At 39.5% G+C, this 26,621-nt stretch carries 25 protein-coding genes and 1 other RNA gene; 22 read left to right on the top strand and 4 right to left on the bottom strand.

What is annotated here, in order from left to right; genetic code table 11:
- The first annotated feature begins 256 nt into the window (after positions 1–256).
- Positions 257–1,618: an IS1182 family transposase gene (locus ACE198_RS08525; RefSeq protein ID WP_375375224.1), complete on the top strand. Its 1,362-nt coding sequence runs from the start codon at positions 257–259 to the stop codon at positions 1,616–1,618.
- A gap of 138 nt (positions 1,619–1,756) precedes the next feature.
- On the opposite strand, the gene ACE198_RS08520 is transcribed toward ACE198_RS08525, so the two are convergent.
- Positions 1,757–2,875, bottom strand: coding sequence for a GerAB/ArcD/ProY family transporter (locus tag ACE198_RS08520; protein ID WP_375375223.1), 1,119 nt, complete (start codon positions 2,873–2,875; stop codon positions 1,757–1,759).
- A gap of 183 nt (positions 2,876–3,058) precedes the next feature.
- On the opposite strand from ACE198_RS08520, the gene ACE198_RS08515 reads away from it, so the two are divergent.
- The 5 genes from ACE198_RS08515 to ssrA all read left to right on the top strand — a co-directional run bounded on the left by ACE198_RS08515 (position 3,059) and on the right by ssrA (position 7,297).
- Complete coding sequence (locus ACE198_RS08515) at positions 3,059–4,258, top strand: Ger(x)C family spore germination protein (protein ID WP_098572336.1); 1,200 nt, start codon at positions 3,059–3,061, stop codon at positions 4,256–4,258.
- 58 nt (positions 4,259–4,316) lie between these two features.
- Positions 4,317–5,915 carry a spore germination protein gene (locus ACE198_RS08510; RefSeq protein ID WP_375375222.1) on the top strand — a complete coding sequence of 533 codons (1,599 nt, stop codon included), beginning with the start codon at positions 4,317–4,319 and terminating at the stop codon, positions 5,913–5,915.
- A 42-nt stretch (positions 5,916–5,957) separates the two neighbouring features.
- Positions 5,958–6,188, top strand: coding sequence for a hypothetical protein (locus ACE198_RS08505; protein ID WP_375375221.1), 231 nt, complete (start codon positions 5,958–5,960; stop codon positions 6,186–6,188).
- A 123-nt stretch (positions 6,189–6,311) separates the two neighbouring features.
- Entirely contained in the window at positions 6,312–6,779 is a 468-nt protein-coding gene (gene smpB, locus ACE198_RS08500; RefSeq protein WP_026567812.1) for an SsrA-binding protein SmpB, read from the top strand.
- 182 nt (positions 6,780–6,961) lie between these two features.
- Positions 6,962–7,297, top strand: a transfer-messenger RNA (tmRNA) gene (gene ssrA / locus ACE198_RS08495).
- 406 nt (positions 7,298–7,703) lie between these two features.
- Here ssrA and ACE198_RS08490 read toward each other — a convergent pair.
- A complete protein-coding gene (locus ACE198_RS08490; RefSeq protein WP_375375304.1) occupies positions 7,704–8,351 on the bottom strand; it encodes a spore coat protein in 648 nt (215 codons plus the stop codon).
- Between the two features lie 197 nt (positions 8,352–8,548).
- On the opposite strand from ACE198_RS08490, the gene ACE198_RS08485 reads away from it, so the two are divergent.
- The 3 genes from ACE198_RS08485 to ACE198_RS08475 all read left to right on the top strand — a co-directional run bounded on the left by ACE198_RS08485 (position 8,549) and on the right by ACE198_RS08475 (position 10,572).
- The gene (locus ACE198_RS08485) at positions 8,549–9,121 is read left to right on the top strand and encodes an IMEF encapsulin system ferritin-like cargo protein (RefSeq protein WP_375375220.1); all 573 of its coding nucleotides are present in this window, start codon (positions 8,549–8,551) and stop codon (positions 9,119–9,121) included.
- A gap of 217 nt (positions 9,122–9,338) precedes the next feature.
- Complete coding sequence (locus ACE198_RS08480; RefSeq protein WP_098572340.1) at positions 9,339–10,187, top strand: family 1 encapsulin nanocompartment shell protein; 849 nt, start codon at positions 9,339–9,341, stop codon at positions 10,185–10,187.
- Between the two features lie 4 nt (positions 10,188–10,191).
- Positions 10,192–10,572, top strand: a complete 381-nt coding sequence (locus ACE198_RS08475) for a 2Fe-2S iron-sulfur cluster-binding protein (RefSeq protein WP_375375219.1) — start codon at positions 10,192–10,194, stop codon at positions 10,570–10,572.
- Between the two features lie 43 nt (positions 10,573–10,615).
- On the opposite strand, the gene ACE198_RS08470 is transcribed toward ACE198_RS08475, so the two are convergent.
- Positions 10,616–11,083, bottom strand: a complete 468-nt coding sequence (locus ACE198_RS08470; RefSeq protein ID WP_026567818.1) for a hypothetical protein — start codon at positions 11,081–11,083, stop codon at positions 10,616–10,618.
- A gap of 249 nt (positions 11,084–11,332) precedes the next feature.
- Here ACE198_RS08470 and ACE198_RS08465 point away from each other — a divergent pair, with 249 nt between their 5' ends.
- The 5 genes from ACE198_RS08465 (at position 11,333) to ACE198_RS08445 (ending at position 15,961) form a co-directional block, all read left to right on the top strand.
- Complete coding sequence (locus tag ACE198_RS08465; protein ID WP_375375218.1) at positions 11,333–12,349, top strand: polysaccharide deacetylase family protein; 1,017 nt, start codon at positions 11,333–11,335, stop codon at positions 12,347–12,349.
- Positions 12,350–12,444: 95 nt separating this feature from the next.
- Positions 12,445–13,449: an AI-2E family transporter gene (locus ACE198_RS08460; RefSeq protein ID WP_098572342.1), complete on the top strand. Its 1,005-nt coding sequence runs from the start codon at positions 12,445–12,447 to the stop codon at positions 13,447–13,449.
- Positions 13,450–13,513: 64 nt separating this feature from the next.
- A complete protein-coding gene (locus tag ACE198_RS08455; RefSeq protein WP_251458047.1) occupies positions 13,514–13,747 on the top strand; it encodes a group-specific protein in 234 nt (77 codons plus the stop codon).
- A 126-nt stretch (positions 13,748–13,873) separates the two neighbouring features.
- Positions 13,874–14,848, top strand: coding sequence for a cation diffusion facilitator family transporter (locus tag ACE198_RS08450; RefSeq protein ID WP_375375217.1), 975 nt, complete (start codon positions 13,874–13,876; stop codon positions 14,846–14,848).
- Between the two features lie 117 nt (positions 14,849–14,965).
- The gene (locus ACE198_RS08445; protein WP_375375216.1) at positions 14,966–15,961 is read left to right on the top strand and encodes a DUF3231 family protein; all 996 of its coding nucleotides are present in this window, start codon (positions 14,966–14,968) and stop codon (positions 15,959–15,961) included.
- 83 nt (positions 15,962–16,044) lie between these two features.
- Here ACE198_RS08445 and ACE198_RS08440 read toward each other — a convergent pair whose 3' ends face one another.
- Positions 16,045–16,557, bottom strand: a complete 513-nt coding sequence (locus ACE198_RS08440; RefSeq protein ID WP_375375215.1) for an acyl-CoA thioesterase — start codon at positions 16,555–16,557, stop codon at positions 16,045–16,047.
- Positions 16,558–16,681: 124 nt separating this feature from the next.
- On the opposite strand from ACE198_RS08440, the gene nadE reads away from it, so the two are divergent.
- The 8 genes from nadE (at position 16,682) to ACE198_RS08400 (ending at position 26,615) form a co-directional block, all read left to right on the top strand.
- Entirely contained in the window at positions 16,682–17,503 is an 822-nt protein-coding gene (nadE, locus tag ACE198_RS08435) for an ammonia-dependent NAD(+) synthetase (RefSeq protein WP_375375214.1), read from the top strand.
- 225 nt (positions 17,504–17,728) lie between these two features.
- Positions 17,729–19,162, top strand: coding sequence for an amino acid permease (locus tag ACE198_RS08430; protein WP_375375213.1), 1,434 nt, complete (start codon positions 17,729–17,731; stop codon positions 19,160–19,162).
- A 106-nt stretch (positions 19,163–19,268) separates the two neighbouring features.
- On the top strand, positions 19,269–20,099 hold the full coding sequence (locus tag ACE198_RS08425; protein WP_375375212.1) for an amino acid ABC transporter substrate-binding protein: 831 nt from the start codon (positions 19,269–19,271) through the stop codon (positions 20,097–20,099).
- Positions 20,086–20,784, top strand: coding sequence for an amino acid ABC transporter permease (locus ACE198_RS08420; protein WP_375375303.1), 699 nt, complete (start codon positions 20,086–20,088; stop codon positions 20,782–20,784). Before ACE198_RS08425 ends, ACE198_RS08420 begins: the two co-directional genes overlap by 14 nt.
- A gap of 15 nt (positions 20,785–20,799) precedes the next feature.
- Positions 20,800–21,534, top strand: coding sequence for an amino acid ABC transporter ATP-binding protein (locus ACE198_RS08415; RefSeq protein WP_375375211.1), 735 nt, complete (start codon positions 20,800–20,802; stop codon positions 21,532–21,534).
- Positions 21,535–21,778: 244 nt separating this feature from the next.
- The gene (locus tag ACE198_RS08410; RefSeq protein WP_375375210.1) at positions 21,779–22,321 is read left to right on the top strand and encodes an NfeD family protein; all 543 of its coding nucleotides are present in this window, start codon (positions 21,779–21,781) and stop codon (positions 22,319–22,321) included.
- A gap of 13 nt (positions 22,322–22,334) precedes the next feature.
- Positions 22,335–23,852 (top strand): flotillin lipid rafts scaffold protein FloT, encoded by a 1,518-nt coding sequence (locus ACE198_RS08405; protein ID WP_375375209.1) that lies wholly within the window; start codon positions 22,335–22,337, stop codon positions 23,850–23,852.
- 420 nt (positions 23,853–24,272) lie between these two features.
- Positions 24,273–26,615: an immune inhibitor A domain-containing protein gene (locus ACE198_RS08400; protein ID WP_375375302.1), complete on the top strand. Its 2,343-nt coding sequence runs from the start codon at positions 24,273–24,275 to the stop codon at positions 26,613–26,615.
- Positions 26,616–26,621 lie beyond the last annotated feature (6 nt).

Raw genomic sequence — 26,621 nt, 5'->3', positions numbered from 1 at the left:
TTTATATCGACAGTCTTTTTTGTTTGGCTACATTAAACTAGTCTGTTGATTTCCGTTCCAGGCGGCTTCGCTTTCCGCGGGCGGTTCGGGGAGCCTCCTCGACGCTTTCAGCGTCTGCGGGGTCTCCCCTGTCCCGTACTCCCGCAGGAGTCTTCGCCGCCTTCCACTCCAATCAACAGGGTTATAAAATCATTAATGACCTTTATATCAGCCCTTTGTATAATTAAGATACAGACATATAAATGAGGTGGATGAAATGTTAACTAAAAATACACAGATGAATCGTGACCAAATAGAAATGATAGCTTTAGATCAGCTTGTACCTGCGAATCATTTAGTTCGAAAGATTGAAGCTGCAATTGATTTTTCATTTATTTACTCACTCGTTCAAGATTTGTATTCATCTGAACGGGGACGCCCTAGTATCGATCCCGTAGTATTGATTAAGATGACTTTCATCCAATATACCTTCGGTATACGCTCCATGCGGCAAACCATTGGGGAAATCGAAACTAATATGGCATATCGTTGGTTTCTTGGCTTTGGTTTTAATGACAAGGTACCACACTTTTCAACATTCGGTAAAAACTACGAGCGGCGCTTTAAGGATACAGATTTGTTTGAACAGATTTTTTACCGTATTTTGAAGGAAGCCTCTGACAAGAAATTGATTAGTAGCGAACACGTATTTATTGATTCCACACACGTTAAGGCTAGTGCGAATAAGCGCAAATTCGAGAAGAAAGTTGTCCGAAAAGAATCGAAAGCTTATGAAGCACGTTTACAAGACGAGATTAATAAAGACCGCGAAGATCACGGAAAAAATCCATTTCCTCCAGATAAATTCGATAAAGAGGAATTAAAAGAAATTAAAGAAAGTACTACTGACCCAGAAAGTGGTTATTACGTAAAGGACGAGCGAACTAAACAATTCGCATACTCATTTCATGCGGCTTCAGATCGAAATGGTTTTGTCCTTGGCACAATTGTAACTCCAGGGAATATCCATGATAGCGTCATATTCGAGCCACTACTTGAGAAAATCATCGAAAAACACGGGAAACCTGAAGCTGTTGCTGCTGATGCTGGATACAAAACACCTGCTATTGCTCAATTCGTATTTGAAAATGATATGACTCCTGCTTTACCATATACACGTCCACGTACAAAGGATGGTTATATGAAAAAACATGAGTATGTTTATGATGAATACTACGATTGTTATATTTGTCCGGAAGGACAAATTCTGAGATATGCAACGACGACGAAGAATGGAAAGCGTCAATACTTTTCAAATCCTCTTAATTGTAAAAGTTGCCCATTACTTTCCGAATGCACGCAAAGTAAAGATCATAAAAAATTGATTGAGCGGCATGTATGGGAACATTACATAGAAGAAGCCGACCATCTTCGTCATACACAAGAGAATAAAAGCATTTATGCAAAACGTAAAGAAACAATTGAACGTGTCTTTGCGGATGCTAAAGAAAAGCATGGTATGCGTTGGACAACCTTAAGAGGCCTAAAAAAATTGTCCATGCAAGCGATGCTTACTTTTGCTGCCATGAATTTGAAAAAGATGGCCAACTGGACATGGAAAAGTCCAGAAATGGCCTAGATATAGGTATAGGAAAGGTCAAAATTTTGCTCTTACGAGCAAAAAAACCATAAAAAGGCATTCGATTAAGCTCATCGAATGCCTTTTGTCTACAATCTGAAACACACGTTTCTCGTGTGTTTTTCTTTTATCTGCGTCCTAATTTTTTACTGTAATTTTACTGACGATTCTTTTTCGAATGAAATCCACACATAATAAGGATAATGGTAAAAAAAGGCCGATTGTCAGCATAAGTGGAATCCAAACATGCATACCTGTATCTGACTCAGAGTAGGTGACATTTGGGAATATGATCAAAGAAAGGACAACTAAAATCATGCCTAAAGGTAATGTCAGCGGTCTGTAATCTTTTAAATTTAAAATTTGGGCAAATCCAACGACAGACCCAAAAAAATAAATAGTCATTTTGAAATAAAGTGAAACGAACCATAGTATGGCAAGCATTGCTTCTAATCGTTGAACAAATCCCCCTACATTTATTTTCCTAGCTAGTGCATAACTTGGATACAAAAGCCTTACAGAATTGTCCACCCCAAGAACTAAAATACTAAAAAGAGTAATGAATAATAGAAAAATCCCTCCAATTAAATTCCCGAGAAAAAAAGCCTTAAAGGACCGTTTAGGTTGATTAATAAAAGCAGGAAAAACCATTAGCAGACAGATTAGCGATAGGGAGGAAAATTCTAAATACGTTAAAGTAGCTGATAGGATGGGTTTTATCCCAGTCTCTAGTACAGGCTGAATATTCTGAACTTCAACTTTCGGTGAAAGAAAAAGGAAAAAAATAGTAAAAATCATTATAAACCACGGAAATATTATTTCTCCAGCACGTGCTATTGTTTCTATGCCCAGACGTACCCCTTGAATGACAATTAATATGAAGAGAATATGAATCACCTCAATAGGGGTCTCCGGTATAAATTGTGCGGTCAGAAACTCTCCTAAAAAAAATAGCAGTGTAGCTGCAGAAAGGAACAAGCTGCAACTGATAAAGAGAGAAACGATTTTGCCTAACCATTTTCCTAACAGTCTTTCATTCATTTCGACTAGCGTCATATTGGGAAAACGAACTCCAAGGGTGTGATACAACCACATAATCAATAATCCAATTATGATGCCAAGAATAACGGAAATCCACGCATCTTGTCTTGCATAAGAAATTAATCTTTCCGGTGCATTTAAGATCGTACTTCCGATTGTTACTAGTATGACTAATATTGTAAATTGAGCAACCGATATTTTACCGTCCTTCTGCATTGTTTTTTATCCTTTTCATTTATTTAATCTGGTTAAAAAAAATAGATAATTGTCAGTTTATATTTTCTTCAAAAAATGGAAATATTATTCTCTGATAGAAATCGTAGATAATGATATTGGGGAATTATCCAATAAACGTTTTCCATTATAGAATGTTTAAATAAATGGAGAGGGTCGTAATCCATGACACAGAGAATAAAAATTTTTTTTTTATTGATTGCAATTTTATTACTCACTACAGGCTGTTGGAATCGACGAGAATTAAATGAACTTGCTATAACTCTGGCTATGGGAATCGATCGCAGTACAGATGGACAATATCTTGTAACTGCCCAAGTAGTGAATCCAGGGGAAATTACTGATAAAGCAAGAGGAAATGCACCGGTAATCATCTTTCAAGCTAAGGGAAAAACCCTACTAGAGGCATTTCGAAAAATGACCAAAGAAGCTCCAAGGAGAATTTATCCTTCACATCTCCGAATCCTGGTGATTGGAGAGGAATTAGCAAAAGAAGGGATCGGAAAACCATTAGATCTCCTTTCAAGAGATTGGGAAATGCGATCAGATTTTTACATTGCTGTAGCTAAGGGACGGATGGCAGAAGATGTACTAAAGGTGCAAACATCTTTAGTCAGAATACCGGCCAATAAAATGTTTAATACTCTTGAAGTCTCAGCAAAAGCATGGTCCGCAACTAGATATGTGACGTTAGATGAACTAATTGCAAATATGGTAAGTGAAGGGAAACAGGCGGTGTTAACTGGTATCCATATAAAGTTAGAAGGCGAAAATGGAACTTCCGCCAGCAACCAAAATGTAGAAACAATCAATCCGCCTGCTAGGTTGTTTTTTCAAGAATTAGCGGTTTTTGATGGGGATAAATTAATAGGTTGGTTAAATGAAGTTCAAAGTAAAACGTATACGATTGTTACCAATCTTGAACAAGGTTCTGTTGGGGCTGTTCCATGTCCGAATGGCGGGAAATTCGTTTTTCAAATAACGGATTCAGAATCGAAAGTGAAGGGGAAAATACGAAATGGAAAACCTGAAATTGATGTAAATGTGCGTGTGGATGGCAAAGTAGCTGAAGTACAATGCGGTATTGACTTGAAAAAATCAAAATCGATTCGTCAGTTAGAGAAAATCTACGAAACTGGAACGAAAAAAATGATTCAAACGGCCATAAAACAAGTTCAAGAAAAAAATAAAGTTGACATTTTTGGATTTGGAGAAGCGATTCATAGGGCGGATCCCAATGCATGGGAAAAACTAAAAATAGATTGGGATAAAAAATTCGAGGACTTGAAGGTAAATATTAAAATAGATGGAAAAATCCGTGGTATCGGAACAAGTGGAAATTCATTTGTCAAAGACATAAAGTAATTTTGTTTGATCATACAGCAGTATCCGAATTCTTGCGGTACTGAGAGGGGGGCAGTTGATGAGTTTATTTAAGAAACCGAAAATTAAAAACAGCTTTGACCTGTTCAAGTTAGAGAAAGATGATCAAGGTACAAAGAAAGAAAATAACTATTTAAAACATAGTCTTGAAGAAAACAAAAACTATGTACAAAAAATACTCGGAAATAGCAACGACATCGTGTTTAGGGAAATACAGATTGGGAAAGAGGAATCTGTTAAAGCAGGCATTTTCTATACGGATGGATTAGCAGATACGGATGCCATTCAACATTTTGTTCTAGAACCGATAATGTTAGAAATCGATTTCGAAACTGATTTATCCCCTTCTCCAACAATGAATTTATTAAAAGTATTAAAGGAACAAATTCTCACAGTTGGTTCAATAAAGGATGTTACGGAGTACAGCTCTCTTTTCAATTCATTATTATCAGGGGATCTTATTCTCTTATTAGACGGACACTCTCAAGGATTCATCATCAGTGTGCGTGGCTGGAAAGAACGGAGTGTAACTGAGGCCACCTCTGAAACGGTCGTTCGGGGACCAAAGGAAGGCTTCACGGAGTGCATCCGAACGAATACGGCATTAATTCGCCGAAAGATAAAATCACCGAATCTATGGATGGCTACAAAGAACATTGGGGAAATGACCAAAACAGATGTCGCAATTATGTATATCAATGGAATTGCAAATGAAAAGGTGGTCCAGGAAGTTCACGAGCGTCTAGACCGGATTGACATTGATGGCATATTGGAAAGTGGTTATATTGAGGAATTAATTCAAGATAAAACCTACAGTCCGTTTCCAACTATCTATTATTCAGAACGGCCTGATGTGATTTCTGCTGACCTCCTAGAAGGAAAAGTCGCCATAATAGTGGATGGGTCACCGAATGTGTTGATTGTTCCAGCACTGTTCGTTTCTTTTTTACAAGTGGCAGAAGACTATTATCAGCGTGCCGATATAAGTACTCTTATTCGAATGCTTCGCTTTTTTAGTATCATGATCGCACTTTTGGCACCATCTTTATATATAGCTATTACTACATATCATCAGGAAATGATACCCACCGAACTGTTGATTAATCTTGCTGCCCAACGCGAGGGTGTACCCTTCCCAGCATTTATTGAGGCTCTAATGATGGAGGTAGCATTTGAAATTTTACGGGAAGCTGGTTTACGAATGCCAAGGGCTATAGGCTCAGCAATTTCTATAGTAGGCACATTAGTCATTGGTACTGCAGCAGTTGAGGCTGGAATCGTTTCGGCTGCCATGGTCATTGTTGTGGCAATCACAGCGATTTCCAGCTTTATACTTCCTTCCGTGGCCATGTCCATGTCACTGCGAGTCCTTCGGTTCCCCATGATGGGGCTTGCTGCTTCATTCGGTTTAGTCGGTATACTTGTCGGATTAATATCACTTATCCTTCATATGTGCAGCCTGCGTTCTTTTGGGATTCCATATATGAGTCCTTTGGGTCCATTAATCCCCCAAGACTTAAAGGATACGATTATCCGTGTACCATGGTGGGGGATGTTTTCACGCCCGCGTCTTATCAGTCAAAAAAATATAAGCCGAGAACATAATTCGGCACCAAAACCCCCTCAAGATAAAATCTAGTGCCTTTAATTAACTAAAATGGAGTAAGGAGTTGACGACCTAGTGGCTGTTGCAGGCATCTTAGTTATTTCCGCTGTAATTATTGCGATTGATGTACCTCATTTGTTGAGAAAAAAATTAAAAAAAGAGCTATGGTTTTTTTCTATTCTCCTGCTATTTGGAACCGTGCTAAGTATTGCACAAGCTCTGGGTATGAGGTTGCCTAATCCACTAGATTGGTTAACAGTCCTTTTTAAACCATTTGCCAGCATGATGGAGAATTTATTAAAGTGAGATCGATTTGCGCGTGATCTTTTTAGGGATTCTTTTGGCCAAAATCATTGAGATATCACTAAGTTTAATTGTTATGGAATTTGATTTCTGCTACAATTAATGCCATAAGTAGAGGTGAATCTTATGCCAAAAGGTGAAGGAAAAGTCGTTGCGCAAAACAAAAAAGCTTACCATGATTATTTTATCGAAGAAACCTATGAAGCGGGAATTGTCCTGCAGGGGACCGAGATTAAGTCAATTCGTGGGGGAAAAGTGAATCTTAAGGATGCCTATGCACGGATTCAAAATGGGGAAGCCATACTTTTCGGAATGCATGTCAGTCCGTATGAACAAGGGAACATTTTCAATCATGACCCGTTACGAACCCGAAAGCTATTACTCCATAAGCGCGAAATTAATAAACTAATCGGTGAAACAAAAGAAGCAGGTTATGCGCTTGTTCCATTAAAGCTTTACTTAAAAAATGGTTTTTGCAAAGTGTTAATTGGGCTTGCGAAAGGGAAGAAGAATTACGATAAGCGGGAATCCTTGAAGCAAAAAGAGGCCAAGCGTGAAATTGAACGAGCTTTCCGCGATCGTCAGAAGATGTAATCGGAGTGAACTGGAAATTATTTTACAGTTACTTACAATTGAAAAATGCGGACAGTATGTTATAATAAGTTTGTCGCTAAGTTAGCGATGAGATACTTTGCTCAAGGACAATTGTCTGAGCATCCTAACGTCTACAGCTTTAATCTTTAATTAGATTGCAGCTCCTTTTATTATGGGGACGCTACGGATTCGACAGGGGTAGTTTGAGCTTAGGTCGCGAGTCGAGGGGATCGGCCTCGTTAAAACGTCAAAGCCATAACTGGCAAAACTAACAACAACCTCGCTTTCGCAGCTTAATACTGCATAGCGGTTCCTCCCTCCATTGCCCATGTGGTAGGGTAAGGGACTCACTCTAAGTGGGCTACGCCGGATTCCACCGCCTGAGGATGAAGGAAGAGAACAACCAGGCTAGCTGACCGGACGCCGGTCGATAGGCATATGGCCTCAGCGAAACACCAATATATCGACTACACTCGTAGAAGCTTAAGTGGCGATATCTTTGGACGTGGGTTCGATTAGTTATTAGTCGCCTTGTGTGGTAACACACGAGTGAAAATCTGGCTTTATCGGTGAAACCTAAGTCACTTCAATGTGATAGGGCAATGCCGAGCGGTATGTGGAGTAATCCAACAGCCGTGTATCGACTTATAGGCTGCCATAGAAATGGTAGTACTAGGATGCGAAATCCCGCCTTGAAGAGGCAAATATATGATTCGCATAAGACGCCAGAGGACCTGTTTGATGACAGGTTCAAGATATAGTCAGTGCCATGACGAAAGCATGGAAGAGCACGTCCCACCGTCTCCACTACATAGTGGAAAGAAAAGATCAGCAGAGATGCTGGTTTTTTCTTATATTTGGACAAAAAGCTATCCTCCCTCTTTTTACAGGGAAGGATAGCTTTTTTCTTAATCGGACTTTATGCTAATGATTCATGTTATTCATATTCATATTGTTCATCTGCGGCATTCCCTGCGCAGGGGCGAAGGCATTTAGCAGTTGATTCATATCCTGTTGGGCCAACTGTGGAACCTGATAATAGTGATGTTTATTTTGATAAATCGAGATTTCATAGGCCATTTCAATGCAATTCGGAACCGAGTCTGCTAACACCCGTCGAACAACCGGGTTGGTCACTTCTAAAGCGGCCATTGTCTTCATCGATGCCCCTGATTTTACACAGCCAAGCATCATGCTGGAAACGCACGCATCCGTAAGCTCAGAAACGGATTGCGCAGGCTTTTTCGGCTGGGATGGTTTTAACCCATAAACAAAATCATTTCCTTGAGTCATTTTATAGCTCTGGGTTGGTTTAGAAGGATTCTGTCCAGATTTGAAACATTCGACCGTAATGTTATATTCATCCTGCATAAATTGATATTGGCGATCCAGAATATCGAGTAATTCTGGATCTTTTACATGTGGACGTAGTAACATATATTGATCCATTGCCCCAATTGCTCCTGATAACACTTCATGGACATCAAACACTTCATGACCGCCGTGATTTAATTGTTGAGGAACATTTCCTGTATGCATATTTTGGTGCATAATCCCCTGTTGATTTTGCATCATTTTGAATCCCCTCCTAAAGGTAGTGGCATAACCATATTTATTATGTTTCAAGAAAGATGAGTTATGCTCGTAAATACTGTCAATAAACGGTGAGGGAATTGTTACAATTCATAAATTAATTCCGAATAATTAGGTATTAAAAGCTTCTGTTCGCGTCAATAATGACAGTAGTTAAGGAACTAGGGGTGCTTACGATGAAAGAGGAATTAAAGATTTTTTATCATATTTTTACAACTACCAAAGATGCGATTGAAAAATTTATGAATATGCTGGACCCGGTTATTCAGAATGCTACCGATGACCATGAACGGCTTTATTATCATCATATTTTTGAAGAAGAGGAGCAGAGGCTTTCTCGTTTAGTTGAGCTCATTCCACTTATTAGTAAGTTTGAAAACGAAAAGGAAGACAAGGATTTTGCGCCGACTAATAATGAGTTTAATCGGCTTCTTCAAGAGCTAAATCTTGAAAAATTCGGATTACATAATTTTGTGGAGCACCTGGATTTAGCGCTATTTCGCTTTACTGACGAAGAACGAAGCACCATGCTGCACCAATTACGGGAGGTATCCTATCAGGATTATCAGCAAGTTAAAGCGATGTTGATCGACATCAATAAAAGGTTTGATAATGACTACGTCGACCCGCATGCCCATCATGATCACGACCATGATCACTTAGACCGGTCAGGTAACAAATCTACAGCAAGCCCAGTTGTGTCCCCAGCAAAATATAAAAAGGGGTTTACGGTGGGGAGCTTAATTTAAGTATTTTTTAAATAAGAATTTAGTACGAATTTTGGTGTTTGGCGAAATAAATGGTGAATTTGGCGAAATCCCTTTTAGGTTTGGCGATATCATTCCCAGACTTCGCGAAATCCAAGCTGAAAGCGGCGGAATAACAATCCAACTTGGCGAAATCATCAGACTCCACTTACCAAACCTATTCGAAAAAATAACCACTTGAACAAGAGAGGAAAAACAAATGAGCAAATTGCACTTATATCCGGATTCACCGTTAAATGAAGTAGAGTTCAGCCAATTAGATCAAACTGTCATTGAATCAGCACGCAGACAGTTAGTCGGCCGGCGCTTTATTGAACTATATGGTCCGCTTGGACGAGGCATACAGAGTATCCCAAATGATATCTTTTTTGAAAATATGGAAGCAAAAATGGATTTTCAAGGCTCCTTCGAGACGATTGTCGAATCCAGCAAACGAGTAAATCACACGATTCCTTTACTTTATAAGGATTTCGTCCTCTATTGGCGTGATATCGAACAGACGAAGACACTCGATATTCCGATTGATTTTTCATCAGCTGCCAATGCTGCCCGAGATGTAGCTAATCTGGAGGATCAGATGATTTTTCATGGGGCAAGAGAGTTTGATATCCCGGGATTAATGAATGTCCAAGGCAGGCTGACGCACTTAATTGGGGAATGGTATGAATCCGGAGCAGCTTTTCATGATATAGTCGATGCTAGAAATAAACTGCTCGAAATGAATCATCATGGTCCGTTTGCGCTTGTCCTATCACCGGAACTCTACTCCCTAATCCATCGAGTCCATAAAGACACCAATGTGTTAGAAATTGAACATATCCGAGAGTTAGTGACTGATGGGGTGTTCCAATCGCCCGTTTTGAAAGGGAGAACAGGTGTCATCCTTAACACTGGACGAAACAACTTAGACCTCGCAGTTTCCGAAGATTTTGATACAGCCTACTTGGGCGTGGAAGGGATGAACCACCCGTTCCGTGTATATGAAACAGCGGTATTAAGGATTAAGCGGCCTGGGGCTATTTGCACACTAGAAGCAATCGAGGATTAATCCAGTGAACCATCGAGTTTTTACAGTAGGCTCGCTCATTCCTGGAAAAATTGTGCCTGTTATGAAACCTCCTACTCGGACTCATGTTGAAAAAGGAGAAACTACGAGACAATCCGGTGAAAGCAAAACGAATCTAGAAAAAATAATCGTGGTTCAAGGGTCGAATAAATTTGAAATCGCCCCGGAAAAGGGAAAATTACTTGATGCTGCTCTAAAACAGGGCAAGGCCATCAAATATAAATGCCAAAAAGGAACCTGCGGACAATGTACGGTGCAAGTTCTTCAAGGTCCAGGCTTGTCCAAACCGAATGAACAAGAGCATAAAAAACTTGGCCCTGAAGTAAGCAACGGCTATCGATTAGCCTGCCAAGCGGTCATCCTATAGACAAAAAAACGAGGTCCACTGTTGAAGTGAGACCTCGTTTTTATTAAGCATATAATTGCACTAATTTATCTTCAACTGGGAATGGAAGCGAGATATTGTGGTTTTTTAATTCTTTCACACTAATGTCACGCACAAGTTTCAACGCTTCTTTTTTGAAAGAGGTAGTAACAAAACCGTTATTCACTTCACATAGCTTCTGTAAATACTTCAATGTATCATGCAGCAAATACTGTTTAATATAAGTATTATTCAGCTGGCAAATTAATTTGTGCTGCAAGCCTTTGATTACAGCAATCTGATCAACATGTGTAATCACATTCGCGCCATCTTGGTCAATAAAACCAACAGATACATAATGACCTTTTGAGAGATCAACATTCGTAAACACGGGGTTTAGATAGGTTTCACCCGATGATAACCGAATCGAATCAGCTTCAGCCGCACCGCCGATTTTCCGTTGATTAGAAATAACCGTGTGAATATCCTTCAACCCATATAGCATGTTAAACATGTTGAATCCCCCTCCAATTTAATCTCTGTACCTTTATATTAAAGATAATGAGAATCATTGTCAATGGGTGTCAGGCACCAAAATGTGGAAGGTGTTTTGAAACAAAATAACTGAACTCTAGTTTACAAATATAAGAATATTATCTTGTAAATGAAATTGTAATATTTTCATAGTTTGGTAACACTTTGGTCAAAACATCGTCTATAATGGAGGTAGTAAATATAAAAAACATCGAAGAGGGATTGATCAATGGGGAATCTGAGAAGCAATTGGTCGAAGGGAACGATAATTGCCGTCGTTGTTGTTACTTTTTTATTTGCGGGGATCTTCGTTAGTAATTATTTTCAAGCAAAAGCAGCGAGCAAAGAATCTAATAATCTTCAAAAAAATAAGGATACTAATCTGCCTGTGAAAAAAAGTGTAAGCCCAGAAACAATTGTACGAAATACGAAGGACTTAAAGTCGGAAAAAGAGCGAATGCAAAAACAACAAGAAGAAGCATTACATCAGAGAAACGAGCAAGAACGTGAGATTAGTAAGGTGCCCAATAATCGTACTCCTGATACGGAGGCACAACCCACCACAAAAGATAAAACTTCTTCTCAACCACCGTCAAAGAAATCAAATGCAGCTCCAGATAAAGCAAACCTTACACAACTAAGAAACAGTGGAAAGAAAATAGTTTATTTAACCTTTGATGATGGTCCTGCACCCTTTTCCGGACAAATCATCAAACAACTCGAGAAGTATCAATTTAAAGCTACATTCTTTATGATTGATGGGAATATTAAGAGATATCCTGAATCAGTCAAATTAATGGTTGAATCAGGCGAAACGATTGGACTACATAGTGTCTCTCACAGTCAAAAGGAATTTTATAAATCTAAAGAAACCGTGCTGAGTGAACTAAACCAAAACCGTCACACCTTAAAGAAGGTATCAGGTGTCAATTCTTATATCATGAGAACTCCTTATGGCAGTGCCCCAAAGATGACAGACGAGTATAAACAGGCTGTGAAGGAAAAGGGGTATATAATGTGGGATTGGAATATTGATAGTAAGGATTGGTATTATAAGGATAAACGCTATGTAAATAGTGTTATTGATCAAATTGAACAGATGAAACATCATAATGGACCACTTGTCATCCTTTTACATGAGCGAAAGGAAACACTAGCCCATTTGCCAAAGCTTCTAGACTATTTAAAGGAACATGGGTATGAGGGAAAACCCATTGAAAAATCAACTGAGCCAGTCCAATTTTAAAACAGACAATCTATCTGTAGATTTGGTATAATCAATTTATTGTAATAAAATTCTTATGTAAATATAGCGAATATAATGGGGATCGATAATAGCCTATGATCAATAAATTACTTCAGAGTACAGGGTTCAAGAGAATATCTATTTTTGTCTTAATTGCCATCTTAATTTATGCCATGAAGTCAATGATCAACTTAATCTTGCTTACGTTCATTTTTACCTTTTTGATGGATCGGTTAGTGTATTTCATAGAAGGAAAAATACCGATTAACCGAAAGTTGATTGTTGTTATTTCGTATGCAAGTATTGTTGGTTTGCTTTCTTATGGTTTGGTCATGTACCTGCCTATGATTGCAGGTGAAATCACCGCATTAATCAAGCAGTTGACTGCTTTTTATACAGCAAAGCACGATAACTTGGTCCTGAATTATATTGTCAGTCGAATGGAAGAAATTAAAATCTCAAGTTACTTAGAGCAAGGAGTTACCTTTGTATTTAAGTACTTTACGGATATTAGTAAAATTGGTTTACAAATTTTATTAGCTCTGTTAATGAGTTTGTTCTTCTTATTAGAAAAACCGCGTTTGATTGAATTTACGAAGAAATTTAGAACTAGTAAAGTTGCATCTATTTACACTGAAGTGGAATTTTTTGCTCGAAAGTTTGTGGGTACATTTGGTAAAGTAATTGAAGCCCAACTAATCATAGCTGTTGTGAACTGTATTTTAACCACCATCTCCTTATGGATATTGGATTTCCCACAGCTTGGCGGATTATCCATCATGATTTTTGTTTTGGGTCTGATCCCCGTTGCAGGTGTCATTATTTCATTGATTCCACTTACAATCATTGCCTATAGTATCGGCGGTATGGCCACTGTTCTTTACGTGGGCATTGCAATAATGATTATTCATGGCATCGAGGCCTATATTTTAAATCCAAATTTAATGAGTTCAAAAACAAATCTACCGGTTTTCTATACATTCCTTGTATTGATCTTCTCCGAGCACTTTTTTGGTGTGTGGGGCTTGATCGTTGGGATTCCCGTCTTTGTTTTCCTATTGGATGTATTAGAAGTAACTGAGAGTAAAAAGGTTAAATAAAAAAGCCCATGGTATGGGCTTTTTTTGTTTATACTAGAGGTATGAAGGATAAGGGGGAAATCACATGAGCGAATGTAAACTTAACCATAGCCAGGAAGATGTAAAAAGTAAGTATGAATCACAAGCGTCCTTTCTTCCGGAAGAGATGAAGCCATTATTTAATCAATTCTTTGAAAAAGAACATACACAGGACCTATTAAATGAGGTATTTCATTTGCTTAAAAAGTACGATTTAGCTACCAAAGAAGAACAAGAAACCAGAAACAACCGCTTATTTTTGGTACTGAGGAATCTGTAATTATTGAGGGCCCTATTGAAAAATAGGGCCCTGATTATTCCTTGTTGTAAAAAGTTAGTTATAATGAAATAGGTTATTTTTGAAAATATTAAGAAAATCAAACTTTATTTAGGAAAAGAGGATATAATGAGCGAACTTCTACAATTACTAAAACGCGGCAATAAATCCGCCTTATTGGCAGCAATCATTAATACGATTATTTCCATTATTAAAGGGATCGCCTTTATGTTTACAGGCAATGTGGCGATGTTTGCAGAAACGATGCACAGCCTTGGTGATGCTGCAAACCAGTTTTTCGTGTTTGTCGGCTCTGCCTTAAGTAAGAAGGCTCCGACCGAAAAATATCCCAATGGCTTTGGCCGTTTAGTCAACCTTGTTCTTTTGGGTGCCGTATTAATCGTCGGAATTATGGCATTTGAAACCATTAAAGAAGGGTACCACCATGTCGTTCATCCGACAGAGTCCAGCGGTTTTGTCATTAACCTGGTCGTTTTAGCTGTTGCAACCCTGCTAGAGACCTTTGTTTTATTTAAAGCAATGAAAGAGATTTTACATGATATTGAGGTTGAGGCAACTGGACTTCAAGTGTTTACAAAAAGCTTAGCCAATTTAGGAAAAGCTAAACCTGCAACAAAACTGGTTTTTATGGAAGACCTAGTTGCAACCATGGGTGGTTTATTAGCGATTATAGCGGTCGTCATTTCTCATTATTCGCCATTCCACCAAATTGAAGGGCTTGCCTCTATGCTGATAGGCGCAATGATGTTCTTTGTGGTTGGCAGGGTCTTTTTGGATAATGCGGCAGGGGTCCTTGGTCAAGCAGATGAAGAAATGGAAAACAAAATTGGCACACTTGTGATGGAGGATCCTGATGTTAAGGATATTCAAGGAATCACCGTCATTAAAGAGGGTGAGGATCTGCATGTTGAATTAGAAATCGAAGTCGATCCAAAATTAACAGTGGCTGCGGCAGATGATATCAAAGATCGATTAGAAGAAAAAATCATGGCAGAAAAAGGCGTCGTTGATGTGACGATTGAGATTGATGAGGAAGATGAAGTGATGACTTGGAAGGAACGAAGTGGATCGACCGCCAATTAGAGAATACCCCCACCGTAGATAAATCATAATTAGACCTTCTTCGGTCTTAACAGAACGAATAAAGCTGTTTTTAAGTGGAATTCTATTCTGTAAGGATAATTAGGGGGGGAACTAAGGGTGGAACACAATATACGCTTAACTAGTGCGGAAATCGGGGGATTATGGGCTACGTATATTCAGGAGAATATGTCAGTTTGTTTGATTATCTATTTTCTTCATCACAATCAAGATGAAGAGATTAAAAAAATTCTCCAACAGGCATATGAAATATCGGAGGGCCATATTCAGAAGATTACGACCATTTTAAATAAGGAAGGCATACCAATTCCTGATGGATTTTCTGAAAAGGATCTTAATTTATCTGCCCCGCCATTATTTTATGATATGTTTGGCCTCAGTTTTATTTATATGATGAGCCGCATGAGTATGATTAACACCGGTTTTATTACGGCAAATGTAGCTAGAAAAGATGTGAGGGATTTCTTTGTTACGATGGTCCAGCAAACTTCCTTGTTATACCAGGAATCCACTAATCTTATGCTTTCGAAAGGCACCTATGACCGTCCGCCGATGATCCCCTATCCGAAAGATGTGAAATACATTGAAAAACTGTCTTATTTAAGTGGATTCGGGAAAAAAAGACCGTTAAACGTGGCTGAAATTACAGAAATTCATTTTAATACCGAACGGAATTATTTTTCAATCCTCCTATGTACGGGATTACTTCAGGTGGTATCAGACAAGGAGATTCATCATTATATTGAGGAAGGTAAGAAAATATCTGAAAAGCAAATCAAAACCTTCAACGATATTCTTTTGAGAGAGGAGCTGCTTGGGAATGTGTCAACAAGTATGGAAGTGACGGATTCTACAGTTTCTCCTTTTTCAGATAAACTTGTGGTCACACTTTTCCATTCATTGAACGCTATAGACGTTACCCTTATTGGGCATGCATTGTCATTGTCAATGAGATCAGATTTGGCTTCCTATTATCAAAAGTACATTCTGGAAATTATGGTTTATTCGGCTAAAGGTTTTGATCTTATGGTTGATCGAGGTTGGGCCCAACTGCCGCCGCATGCACCAAGTCGAAGGGATCTCCAGAAATTATAAGAAGGTTCGCGAATTTCGCGAACCTTTTCTGCGCTTGCGTTTTTCTTATTGTCTAGCCCCTGATCAAGACGCTTCCGCTTTTCTTATTCCCATGGTTTATGTACTGTTAGTACGCTTGCGAGGTCTTTGCTGCTCGTTCTGTGTTCTTTCCGCTTGGCTGCTCTTTCTTTTCCTGTTTCAAACAGCTTTTTTTCTTCTTCCGTTTCGGGGATGATACCTGGCACCTTTGTTGGCTTTCCGTTGTCATCTAATGCGACAAAGGTTAAAAAAGCGGTGGCTGCAATTTTTCTCTCGCCTGATATGAGATTCTCCGCGATTACTTTAACGAAAATCTCCATCGAGGAGGTTCCTGTCGAAGAAACATACGTTTCAATGCATACAGAATCCTTTGGTGTAATCGGACTAAGAAAGTCGACCGAATCAATTGAAGCCGTGACACACTCCGCTCTTGAATGTCTGACCGCAGAAATGGAGGCGATCATATCGATATCGCTGATTAACTTCCCGCCAAACAAAGTATTATGGTTATTTACATCATTAGGAAAAATCCTGCTCGTTCTTACCACCCGAGTCTCATTACATGTTTTTGCTTCCATCCTAATCCCTCCTGAAATGTCCTTGTTAATTTACCCATTTTACTATTTTCTCACCGTTTTAGTGAAATCTAAACATTTGTGGTACATTAGTTAATATATAGATTGTTTGTCAGGAGGTACAGTAATGAGTTTACAAGCACAGATTATGAAGGATTTAAATGTGAGTCCGACGATTCAACCCCAAGAGGAAATTAGAAAACGGATTGATTTCTTAAAAAATTACCTGTTAAAGACGAAGGCCAAAGGGTATGTACTGGGAATAAGCGGGGGGCAGGATTCATCTCTGGCCGGGCGACTCGCCCAACTAGCGGTGGAGGAGCTTCGGAATGAAGGGACAGAAGCTTTGTTTATCGCTGTCCGTCTGCCATATGGCGTCCAGCAGGATGAGGAAGACGCTAAACGGTCGTTAGCTTTTATTCGCGCCGATCGGGAGACAGTCTTTAACATTAAATCAGCAGTAGATGAAGTCCAAAAAGAATATGATGCCAGCTATCAAGGGGCACCGTTAAGTGATTATCAAAAGGGAAATGTCAAGGCGAGGATGAGAATGATTGCTCAATATGCAGTCGGCGGCATGGAAGGTCTGCTGGTGATTGGCACAGACCATGCAGCGGAAGCAGTAACAGGTTTCTATACGAAGTACGGTGATGGCGGGGCAGATATTCTTCCGCTGAGCGGATTATCAAAGCGGCAGGGGAAAGTCCTATTAAAAGAACTAGGTGCAGACGAACGCTTATATTTAAAAACACCTACGGCGGACCTTCTGGATCAAAAGCCTGGTCAGGCCGACGAAACAGAATTAGGGATTACCTACGATGAACTTGATGACTATTTGGAAGGGAAGTCCGTTTCAAAAGAGGTTGCTGATAAAATAGAAAAACGCTACCTAATGACAGAACATAAACGCCAACTGCCAACAACGATGTTCGATGAGTGGTGGAAATAATCTACAGACAGGAGACTGCTACATGAGCAGTCTCTTTTTATATTCGAAAAATTTATTGGATGTCTGACTAATTCACCACTCTAATACTTTATTAGAATAAAATTTCCATTGACACAATCCTGTCCGGGTTCTATATTTATAAAGCAAATTAATATTTATTCAACAAAACACTAAAAGATCATTATTTTAAAATAAATCACACGGAGTAAAGAGAGGGATTACACCATGGGGAACGCTAATAAATTAGGATTTTGGGTATTAACCGCTCTTGTTGTCGGAAACATGGTCGGGTCAGGGATATTTATGCTGCCAAGCTCGCTTTCTGAAGCAGCTAGTCCTGCTGGTGTCATCTCAGCATGGCTTGTAACAGGACTTGGTGTATTAATGACCGCTCTTGTATTTGGTAACCTTGCGATCAGAAAACCAAATATAACAGGCGGTCCACAAATTTATGCGAAGGAACTATTTAAAGCAGGATCACATGCTTCCACTTTATCAGGTTTTATGTCATCTTGGGGATACTGGATAGGTAATCTAGCTGGGAATGTTGCCATGATTACCACCTTTGCGGGTTATTTATCAACCTTTTTCCCTATTTTAACAAGCCAAGCAGACTGGTTTACGATTGGCGGATTTACACTTAAGGTCGGTAATGGATTAACTTTTCTTGTCTGTTCCCTGCTGCTATGGGGAACTCACTTCATCATCCTGCGAGGAATGGAAAGTGCGGGAAAGTTGAATTTTATAGCAACTGCAGCGAAGGTTGCCGGATTCTTTATTTTCATTCTTGTCGGCTTATTTGCCTTTCAAAAAAGCAATATCCTTCCATTTATGGCCGTTAGAATGGATGAGGCCGGCCACACGATTGGAATGATGAGCCAAATAAAGAATGCTGCAGTTAATACCTTGTGGGCATTTATTGGTGTGGAATCTGCCGTTGTGTTTGCATCTCGTGCGAAAAAACAAATGGATGTGAAACGTGCGACAATCCTGGGCTTATTTATCGCTCTTGGAATTTACATCGGTATCAGCACTTTAGTGATGGGAATGTTAGATCAAAACACGCTTATCCATTCAGATAAGCCGCTCATTGATGCCATTTCATCAGTTTTAGGACCAATTGCCGGGAAAGTTTTAGCCGGGATTGGGTTAATTAGCTTGTTTGGTTCGACGATTGGCTGGTTAATGCTAAGTGCGGAAGTCCCTTATCAAGCGGCGAAGCAGGGATTATTCATTCCGGCATTTAAAAAAGAAAACAAAAAAGGTCTGCCATTATTTTCTATGATTGTCTCGAATGGTTTAGGTCAACTGTTTATCTTTTCAACGGTTTCAAAATCCATTTCTGACGCCTTTGGATTTGTCATTGTTATTGCAACGTTAGCATACTTGGTACCTTACTTTATCTCCTCCGTCTATCAATTGAAATTAGTTGTAACCGGGGAGACCTATAATGGCAAAAATCGTTCGAGAATTACAGACGGTCTGATTGCCCTGCTTTCCACTATTTATTCTGTATGGGTGATTATCGCTGGAACGGCAGATATTAAAACCTTCACTTACGGAATGATTTTACTAGCGAGCGGTATCCTCTTTTATGGTCCACTGTTGAGAAGGAAAAAGGAAGTAATGGTCGAACGCAAAAAAGCTTTATCAGCATAATATTTTATTTAACCTATCAGAACGCCTCTGATAGGTTTTATTTTGTAAATTAGGGGTAAAATAATGATAATTTCGATAAGAACAATCAAATTAGGGGGCTACATCAGTGAAAAAACTTACCATCATCTTTGCATTATTATTAAGTTTTATGTTTGTCCTGTCAGCTTGCGGCAAGGATAATGCCGATAAAGATAAAAACAAAGCTGACAACAAGACTGCTGAAAAGGCAGATAAAGATTTATTGAAAAAGGTAAAAGATGAGGGAACATTATTAATAGGTACAGAAGGTACATATCCACCATTCACTTTCCATGACACTAGCGGCAATCTAACTGGATTTGACGTGGACCTTGCGAAAGAGGTAGCTAAACGTATTGGGGTGAAACCTGAATTTAAAGAAACACAGTGGGATGCGATGTTTGCAGGATTAGATGCCAAACGTTTTGATATGATTGCTAACGAAGTTGGGATTCGTCCGGACCGTCAAGAGAAGTATGATTTCTCTGATCCATATATTACATCCGCAGGTGTCCTGATTGTCCATAAAGATAACGATAAAGTCAAAGCCTTTGAAGATATTAAAGGTCTAAATGCAGCTCAATCATTGACAAGTAATTACGCAGACATGGCAAAGAAATATGGAGCGAAAATAGTTGGAGTGGATGGTTTCCAACAAGCAGTTGAACTTCTTGCCCAAAAACGTGTCGATGTGACGATTAATGATAAGCTTTCATTTTTAGATTACAAAAAACAGAAGCCTGATGCGCCAATTAAGGTTGTGGCAACTGCTAATGATTCTTCTTCCAGTGGGTTCATGTTTAGAAAGAAGAGCGACACACTCGTAGATGAAGTAAACAAGGCGCTAAAAGAAATAATTGACGATGGCACCTACAAAAAAATCTCTGAGAAATGGTTTGGTGAAGATGTACTTAAATAGTATTTTTGCTGACCCAGAAAGAATGGACAGGTTAATTGAGATTGCAAAGACTTCCCTCCAGCCGCTGCTGGAGGGTGCTGTTATGAATACCATTCCATTAACCATCATTTCATTTATAATTGGGATTATTTTGGCTGTGCTCACCGCGCTTGCCCGAATTTCTCACGTAAAACTATTTCAAGGAATTGCCAGGGTATATGTTTCAGCCATTCGCGGAACACCATTACTTGTTCAGTTATTCATAATTTTCTATGGACTTCCTAATATAGGAGTTACCTTGGATCCATTTATATCCGCAGTCATTGGTTTTTCCCTAAGTGTTGGGGCCTATGCTTCAGAAATTATTCGGGCTGCAATTATCTCCATTCCTAAGGGACAATGGGAAGCCGCTTATTCAATTGGAATGACCTACAACCAGGCATTGAAAAGAATCATCCTGCCGCAGGCAACAAGAGTATCTATACCGCCATTATCGAATTCTTTTATTAGTCTTGTAAAAGACACTTCACTTGCATCAGTTGTCCTTGTAACAGAGATGTTTCGCCGGGCTCAAGAAATTGCTTCAACTACCTATGAATTTTTATTGGTATATGTAGAAGCAGCGCTAATTTATTGGGTTATTTGCTTTTTCCTTTCGATCTTGCAAGGATCCTTGGAAAAGAGAATGGACCGGTATACGTCTTAATGAGGGAGTTATACGATGATTTCAATTAAAGGATTATATAAGCAATTTGGTCAATTAGAAGTCTTAAAAGGGATGGACCTTCTCGTTGAAAAAGGAAAAGTGGTTGTTGTCATCGGTCCATCCGGTTCAGGTAAAACCACGATGCTACGCTGTTTAAATGTACTCGAAACTCCGAATCAAGGAGTCATTTCCATCGAGGGACAGAGCTTGGACTTTTCGAAAAATGTCCCGAAAAAACAAATCTCCTCGTTCCGGCGCTTAACCGGAATGGTTTTTCAAAGCTATAATCTGTTCCCGCACAAGACTGCACTTCAAAATGTTATGGAAGGGCCGATTATTGTCAAAGGGGAGAGGAAAGAGGATGCTCGGAAAAAAGCCCAGGCACTCCTTGAAAAAGTTGGACTAGGTGATAAGCAGGATTATTTTCCCGCTCAGCTTTCCGGCGGTCAGCAGCAACGTGTGGGTATTGCCCGGGCACTTGCCATGGAACCGGAAGTGATGCTCTTTGATGAGCCTACTTCTGCACTTGACCCCGAACTTGTCGGTGAGGTGTTAAAAGTTATGAAGGACCTGGCTAGGGAAGGCATGACAATGATTGTGGTCACCCATGAAATGCGCTTTGCCCGTGAAGCGGCAGATGAGGTTATTTTCATGGATCAAGGTGTGATTGTCGAGAGGAACAAGCCAGAAGAAATCTTCACCAATCCAAAAGAAGAACGAACGAGGAAGTTCTTGAATATGATTCAATAAGGTGTTGTAGCTAAATGCTATGGCACTTTTTTATTTTGTAAGACAATGATCCTTTCAGCTTGGCAGGATTTTCGAAAAGACCATCGAAATATTTAATAAAATAGGTAAATTATAGAAAATAATGAAACTTTTTCATTATTCAACCGTATAAAAGATAGATACATAGGAAGGGATGGATGCATATGGATGAGGAGTGGTGTTACGTATAATTAGAATGATAAATAAATAAGAAGGATGGATGCGCATGGAACCATTCAGCATTCCTTTAGAAACGATTTATTTATATGGATTAATAATCTCGGGAATAGTCACAGTTTTATATGTTTTGTTTGCCGATGTTTTTCATTTTCATGGGGCTGGCGATGGACTCAATTTTCTAAATCCTGTCTTAGTCTTTGCTTTTGTGACTATTCTGTCAGCAAGCGGTTATCTGTTTGAAAGGCTCTCATCTATTCACTATTTACTTATTTTAGGCATTTCTGCCGTGATTGCGTTCATTGTTGTGACGTTATTAAATGTCTTTGTGCTCATTCCTCTCTCGTCTGCTGAGGAATCACTTGTCTATAAAGAATCAGACTTGCGGGGCAGAGTTGGGACGGTGATCACGACCATTCCTGTTGATGGTTTTGGGGAAGTGATGATTGACAGTACAAGCGGCAGAATTGCTAAGCCAGCAGCGAGTTTTGATGGTGATCTCATCGAGAGTGGGACAAAAGTGCTGATTGTGCAGGTAGAAAAGGGTGTCCTGCAGGTGACGGTTCATCATCAACTAGAAAGCTTTTTATAGGGGGTTTTAAGAGATGGAATTTAATTTTATTTGGATCATTATTGGAATTGTTGTGGTTATTATTTTAGCCTTAATCGGCGTTTTCATCACAAAATACAGAACGGCAGGACCGGATGAGGCCTTGATCGTGACAGGAAGCTTCCTTGGCAATGGAAATGTCCATGTTGACGAGTCTGGGAATAAAGTCAAAATCATCCGCGGCGGCGGTACGTTTATTTTGCCAGTTTTCCAACAGGCAAAGCCGCTTAGCTTACTATCTAGTAAACTAGAAGTAACGACTCCAGAGGTGTATACCGAGCAAGGTGTACCGGTTATGGCTGATGGGGTTGCGATTATTAAAATCGGCGGATCGATAAGTGAAATTGCGACAGCCGCGGAACAGTTCCTCGGAAAACCAAAGGAAGACCGTGAGAATGAAGCAAGGGAAGTTCTTGAAGGACATCTGCGGTCAATTCTTGGCTCGATGACCGTAGAAGAAATCTATAAAAACCGTGATAAATTCTCCCAAGAGGTCCAAAGGGTTGCCTCACAGGATCTCGCCAAAATGGGCTTGGTCATTGTATCATTTACGATTAAAGACGTCCGTGATAAAAATGGGTACCTGGATTCACTAGGTAAACCGCGGATTGCCCAAGTCAAAAGAGATGCAGATATTGCCACAGCCGAAGCAGAAAAAGAAACCCGTATTAAAAAAGCGGAGGCAGCCAAAGAAGCCAAACGAAATGAATTAGAGCGAGCCACAGAAATTGCCGAGGCGGAAAAGGTCAATCAGTTAAAAGTGGCTGAGTTTAGGCGTGAACAAGATATTGCCAGAGCACGTGCTGACCAAGCATACGACCTGGAAACAGCCAGGTCCAAACAAGATGTTATGGAACAAGAAATGCAAATTAAAATTATTGAAAGACAAAAACAAATTGAATTAGAGGAAAAAGAAATTCAACGCCGCGAACGGCAATATGATTCGGAAGTGAAGAAAAAGGCAGATGCTGACCGGTACTCCGTCGAACAATCGGCCGCTGCAAATAAAGCCAAGGAAATAGCCGCGGCTGAGGCTAATAAGTATCGGATCGAAGCAATGGCAAAAGCAGAAGCCGAGCGAATTCGTTTGGATGGTTTAGCCAAAGCAGAAGCGGAAAAAGCACAAGGGGCAACCGAAGCAGAAATTATTCGCCTCAAAGGTTTAGCTGAAGCAGAGGCGAAAGAAAAAATCGCCGAGGCTTTCGAACAATTCGGTCAAGCGGCAATTCTAGACATGATCATCAAAATGCTTCCAGAATATGCCAAGCAAGTAGCAAGCCCGCTGTCCAATATTGATAAAATTACAGTCGTCGATACGGGTGGATCGGGTGAAAATAGTGGAGCCAATAAAATTACCGGCTATGCAACGAACCTAATGGCGAGTCTGCAAGAATCACTTAAAGCCTCGAGCGGAATCGACGTAAAAGAATTGATTGAAAACTATTCTGGAAAAGGAAATGTTAGGAAGAGCATTGAAGAATTAACTGATGAATTTAAGAAAAAAGCTGAATAATTATCCACCAAAAAAACCTTATCAACTGATGATAAGGTTTTTTTTGATAAGTTTTTCATTTTTTAGCTGAGTTGAATATAGGTCTATCTGCTTAAATTTCGGTTGCCGAAACTTTTGCTTTCTGTGGAAACGTTTAAACAACATGAAAAATAAGGATAAAAGGCATATTTCATAACTCTTTTACTGGGTTTAAGTTCATATGAGAAATTCTCTTTTTACATTTATTAGGTACAATATAGTGCTTAATATATGAATTTATCATTAAATTTAGACTATTTACAATTTTTGAGTAAATTTGATAAACTGGCAAAGCATCACTCTTCAAGAGAACGATGTAACTATATCTATATAAAATAGGGGGGTTAAGATTTGAAGAAGAAAACCACTTTAAAGGTCTTATCCAGCCTCGCTGCTAGTACAATGGTAGCTACTACCATGTTCGCAGGCGCATTCGCTGGAAGCACGGTCGCACCAAAACCGACATCGGCAGCAACAACAGTTGCTACAGCTCCAATCGATTTGAATATTGTTGATATCGATCGACTAGGTGCTTCGTTACAAAAAAGAGGACTTATTTCGAAGAATGCATCTAAAGAAGAGATTACAAAAGCAGCAAAAGCCTACATAAAGAAAAAACAGGGCGAAAAGCCTGGTAAAACTGATAAAAACTTAACAAAAGAACAAAAAGCTTTTGACCAAAAAGCAAAGGACTTTGTTACAAAGCAAAAGGACAAGCTTGCTAAGCAGCTTGACAAAGGTCACGAAAACTTTAAAAAAGGTAAACCAACGGGAGCTGTGAAAGTAGATTCTGCTAAACAAGCTGGTTATAACGGTGATGTTCGTGAAGATGAAGTCCTTGTATTGCTTGTAGAGTATGCAGACTTTAAGCACAACAATATCGAGCAAGAACCAGGTTATATGTATGCAGACGATTTTACCAAAGAGCATTACGAAAAAATGTTGTTTGGTGACGAGGATTTCACCCTTTTTAATGGTGATAAAGTTAAGACCTTCAAGCAATATTATGAAGAGCAGTCCGGCGGAAGCTATACAGTTAACGGAACTGTTTCTGATTGGTTGACAGTTCCAGGGAATGCTTCCGATTACGGTTCAGATAGCAGTAGTGGACATGATAATGCTTCTGGAAAGCCAGGTCCCCGTGGTCTGGTAAAGGATGCCTTAAAAGCAGCTGTTGCTAAGGGAATCAATTTAGCTGATTATGATAAATTTGATCTTTACGATTTTGATGGAGACGGCAATCAAAACGAGCCGGACGGCTTGGTCGACCACTTAATGGTACTCCATGCTGGAGTTGGACAAGAAGCTGGTGGCGGAGCATTAGGCGATGACGCAATCTGGTCACACCGCTGGACGTTAAGTGGGATTACACCAATAGCTGGTACTCAAAATAATGCAGACCATGGCCTTTGGACACAAATGGCTGCATATGACTACACTATTGAGCCAGAAGATGGAGCAGTCGGCGTATTTGCTCACGAATTTGGTCATGACCTAGGTGCTCCAGATGAGTATGACACTCAATATACTGGTCATGGCGATACGGTTTCTCAATGGTCAATCATGAGCGGCGGAAGCTGGAATGGTAATATTGCTGGAACAGAGGCGCCAAGCTTCTCACCACAAGTCAAAGAATTCTATCAGAAAACAATCGGTGGTAATTGGGCAAATATTACTGAAGTAAACTATGAAGATATCGATAAAAATGGTCTTGCTGCGGTTATCGACCAGAGCGTTACAAAATCTAAGAACCCTGGAATCGTTAAGGTAAACTTACCTAAGAAAAAGGTTCCTGGTATTGCACCTGCATTTGGAGCAAAATACTACTATAGTACAAAAGGTGATGACCTTAATACAGTATTAGAGACTCCAGTCTTTGACTTAACTAGTGCTGCTAATGCAAAATTTGATTACAAACAACTTTATAAAGTTGAAACTGACTATGATTACCTATATGTAAATGCTGTTACTGAGGACGGCAATAGTGTAATACTAGATACTATTGGGGATCAAGACACAGCAGGCGGTTACGAGACTTCTCAGGGCAAGTGGGAAGATAAATCCCTAGACTTAAGCCAGTTTGCTGGCAAGAAAGTAAAACTAGTATTTAATTATGTAACCGACGGCGGTCTTGCACCAGACGGTTTCGCACTTGATAATCTTAAATTAACGGTAGATGGCATTGTGACATTCTCTGATGATGCAGAAGGAGAAGCAAAAGTAACATTAAACGGTTTCGAAGTATCTGACGGCTGGATTAACAAGCCTCACTACTACTACCTAGAGTGGAGAAACTATGTTGGTTCTGATAAGTCACTTCTATTCTCTCGCGGCGTAAAATATAATACTGGTTTAGTAGTTTGGTATGGTGATGATACGTTTACTGATAACTGGACTGGTGTTCACCCTGGTGAAGGATTCCTAAATGTAGTGGATTCACATCCTGAGGCGATCATCGGTACTTTAGCTGGTAAACCATCTATTAATCAAAGTGTTAGATATCAGGTTGCAGATGCGGCGTTTTCATTAGACAAGTCACCTGCATGGTATATCGATTCTCCAACTCGTGGAATCTATGATTACAAAGGTCTTCCAGGTGTAACGGAATTTGATTCAACTAAGTCTTATATCAACACAGTTATTCCTGATGCTGGTGTTAAAGTCCCAGCTCAGTACCCAATTAAGTTCCAAGTCATCGGTGAGGCAAAAGACAACTCTGCTGGTGCGGTTTGGATCCATAAATAAACAATA

Origin of the sequence: Neobacillus sp. KR4-4 (genome assembly GCF_042136325.1) — a bacterium.
Classification (GTDB): Bacteria; Bacillota; Bacilli; order Bacillales; family Cytobacillaceae; genus Neobacillus.
This window is presented reverse-complemented; position numbering and strand designations above follow the sequence as displayed.